The sequence below is a fragment of the Mesorhizobium sp. M7A.F.Ca.CA.003.01.2.1 genome, assembly GCF_003998945.1.
Classification (GTDB): domain Bacteria; phylum Pseudomonadota; class Alphaproteobacteria; order Rhizobiales; family Rhizobiaceae; genus Mesorhizobium; species Mesorhizobium ciceri.
Genome location: NZ_RZRA01000620.1, coordinates 1 through 3454, shown reverse-complemented (window position 1 = coordinate 3454; position 3454 = coordinate 1). Strand labels below are relative to the sequence as shown.

The window sequence follows — 3454 nt, the reverse complement described above, 5'->3', positions numbered from 1 at the left end:
GCGCAGGCTGGTCGCCGCCTTCCCGGCGGAGGCCGAACACCTGTTCCGGCTGCTGGGTTCGCCGATGAGTGCCCGCGCGCTTGCCGGCACGGCGTGGAACCTGTGGCGCAAGAAGGGCATGTCCGGAGCGCTCGATACGGGCCGGCTGCTGCTGTCCTCACCCCGCGCCTGGCTGGAGGAAACTTTCGAGTCGCCGCATATCAGGGCAACGCTCGCCACTTGGGGCATGCATCTCGACTTCGCCCCGGATATCGCCGGCGGTGCGGTTTTCCCCTATCTGGAATCGATGGCCAACCAGAGTTTCGGCATGGTGCTGGGCAAGGGCGGCGCCGACACCATCATCCGTGCCCTCTCTGGCATGGCGACCTCCGCCGGCGGCAAGATCGTCACCGGCGCCGAAGTCGCCGAGATCACCGTTTCGGCCGGCAAGGCGACCGGCGTACGGCTCGCTTCGGGCGAGACGCATACCGCCACCAGGGCAGTCATTGCCGGCGTCGCGCCCAAGGCGCTGACGGGCAAGCTGCTGCCCAATGGTTCGGGCGACGCCGGCTTCGACACGGCGATGCAGAAATTCCGCCATGCGCCAGGCACGATGATGATCCACCTGGCGCTGGACGATTTGCCGGATTGGCGTGCCGGAGCGGAGCTTCGGCAGTTCGCCTATGTGCATCTGTCGCCGTCGCTCGACGCCATGTCGCGCACCTATCAGCAGGCCATGGCGGGCATGCTGCCGGACGAGCCTGTGCTGGTGGTCGGCCAGCCGACGGCGATCGACCCGTCGCGGGCGCCTCAGGGAAAGCATGTGCTGTGGGTGCAAGTGCGCATGCTGCCGGCCGAAATCCTGGGCGATGCCGCCGGCAAGATCGCACCGGACCATTGGGACAAGGTGAAGGAGGTCTACGCAGACCGTGTCCTCGACATCATCGAGACCTATGCGCCCGGCCTGCGCAACAAGATTCTCGGCCGCGCCGTCTTCTCGCCCATCGACCTCGAGCGTGAGAACCCGAATCTCGTCGGTGGCGACCAGGTCTGCGGCAGCCATCATCTGGCGCAGAACTTTTTATTCCGCCCGGCGCGCAACTATGCCGGCTGGAACACGCCGGTGGCGCATCTGCACCTCACTGGAGCCGCGACATGGCCGGGCGCCGGCACCGGTGCGGCGTCGGGCTTCATGCTCGCACAACAGCTTGGCGGGAGGTAGGAGCCGGAGATTTCCTTGAGGCTACGAGGGGCAAGGCGCTGCTGCCCAAGAAGCCTGAACCAATGACCTGAAGACGCCGCGCAGAAACAAAACCAACAAGGGGAACGACCATGACAATCAACAGACGGGAATTGCTCGGATACAGCGCCGCGGCACTCGGGGTGGCCGCCGTCGGCCTGCCGCAGATCGCTAGGGCGGCTGCCGGCGAACTGACCATCGCCTACAATGTCAACCTGCCATCCTGGGATCCGACCACCGGACCCTCGGCCGTCAACCCGACGATCCAGGGGCTTTACCAGTCGGTATTCGACCAGTTCATCCCGCAGAAGCCCGATTTGTCCTTCGCGCCGGGCCTGCTCACCGAATGGGGCTGGAACGACGACCGCACGAAGATCATGATGACGGTGCGCGAAGGCGTGACCTGGCATGACGGCTCGCCGTTCACGGCCGAGGACGTCGTCTGGTCGCTACAGCGGGCAGGCGACGAAAAGACCGGCAACCCGATCCAGTTCGTCTGGAAGAACGTCAACAACTTCAAGATCGACGGCAACAAGATCACCGGCGACGTCGTGCAGTTCGACCCGGTCTATTTCAAATGGATGTCGTTCCTGACCGGCTACATCATGCCGAAGGCCTATTACGAGAAGGTCGGCGCCGAAGGTTTCGAGAAGGCGCCGATCGGCACCGGCCCCTACATGGTGGAAAAGTTCGAGCGCAACGCTTTCCTGCGGCTCAAGGCAAACCCGAACTACTGGGGCGGCAAGCCGGCCTTCGAGAATGTGACGATCAAGTTCGTCGCCGACGCGGCAAGCCGCGTCGCCGAGATCGAATCCGGCTCCTCGCAAGTGACGCTCGAAATCCCCTACGAGGAGTATGACCGGCTGATCGCCAAGGACGGGCTGGCCGGCTCGTGCAAGAACGTTTCCGACATCGGCATGATCTTCTTCAACGACATCGAGGCGATGCTGGACAAGAACGTCCGTCAGGCCGCCGTGATGGCCGTCGACAAGAAGCTGCTGGTCGATCGCCTGCTGCGCGGCTACGGACAGCCGATCGATACGCTGGAAACGCCGGAATACGCATCCTACGACGCGTCGATCAAGGTCGAGCACAATCCGGAAAAGGCCAAGGAATTGCTGGCTGCCTCCGGCTATTCGCCGGAAAAGCCGGTCAAGTTCACCATCCAGACGACCAAGGGCTTCAAGCCCAAGGACTATGAGATGATCCAGGCGATCGTCGGCATGTGGCGCAAGGTCGGCATCGAGGCGACGATCGAGGTCTACGAGATCGCAAAGCACTACGAACTGCGCGCCGCCGATAAGCTGGCGCCGGCCGCCTTCTACAACTGGGGCAACGCCATCGGCGATCCGACCACCTCGACCGGCTTTGCCATGTACGGCCCGAGCCCGCATTCGGTGTGGGACAGCCAGGATTTGATCGACATGATCAACCCGCTGTGGGGCGAGAAGGACGAGGCCAAGCGCATCGCCGGCTGGAAGGCTGTCGACAAATACATCGCCGAGCAGGCCTATGTGCTGCCGCTGATGCAGTATGCGCAGCCCATCGTCCATGCCAAGGGCGTCAATGTGGTTCAGCATGTGTCGGGCGCGCTGCTGCCGGCCCTGATGACCCCGGCCTGAGAGAGTCGAGAAAGGCGCGCTGTCGCAAAGCCGGCATGCCTTCTCCCAACTTGCGCAGGCCCCCTCATCCGGCCCTTCGGGCCACCTTCTCCCCGCTGGGGAGAAGAGACCGGCTCAGCCGTCAGCGACCTCTTCTCCCCTCGGGGAGAAGGTGGCCGCGAAGCGGCCGGATGAGGGGTCTTCGTTCCATCAGTCACCGAAACGCATTAGGCCTACGCCAGAATGCTCCTGCAAAGATTCCTGATCCGTCTGCTGACGATGCTGATCACGCTGTTCGGCGTGGCCGTCGTCGTCTTTGTCGTGATCCGCGTCGCGCCCGGCGATCCGATCGCCATGATGCTGCCGCCTGGTGCTACGGATGCCGACATTGCCCGGCTGCGAGCGCTCTACGGCCTCGACAAGACCATCGTGCAGCAATTCTTCATCTGGCTGTCAGGCGTCGCCAGGGGCGATTTCGGCACCTCGATTTCGCTCAGGCAGGATGTGCTGGGTCTCGTCTTCAACCGGCTGCCAGCGACGCTGGAGCTTGCCATCGTCGCGCTTGTGATGGCGGTGGCGCTCGGCGGCACGACGGCAATCATCGGCGCGCGCGAACGCGGCACGGCGGTCCAGG

General features: G+C 64.0%; 3 protein-coding genes. All 3 read left to right on the top strand.

Translation table 11 applies throughout. The features are described 5' to 3' along the window. On the top strand, nucleotides 1-1201 hold a 1201-nt coding region (locus EN969_RS22400; RefSeq protein ID WP_164758418.1), incomplete at its 5' end, for an NAD(P)/FAD-dependent oxidoreductase. A gap of 110 nt (nucleotides 1202-1311) precedes the next feature. After that, the gene (locus EN969_RS22395; RefSeq protein WP_027161803.1) at nucleotides 1312-2841 is read left to right on the top strand and encodes an ABC transporter substrate-binding protein; all 1530 of its coding nucleotides are present in this window, start codon (nucleotides 1312-1314) and stop codon (nucleotides 2839-2841) included. Nucleotides 2842-3063: 222 nt separating this feature from the next. Then, a partial coding sequence (locus EN969_RS22385; protein WP_164758417.1) for an ABC transporter permease occupies nucleotides 3064-3454 on the top strand: 391 nt, incomplete at its 3' end.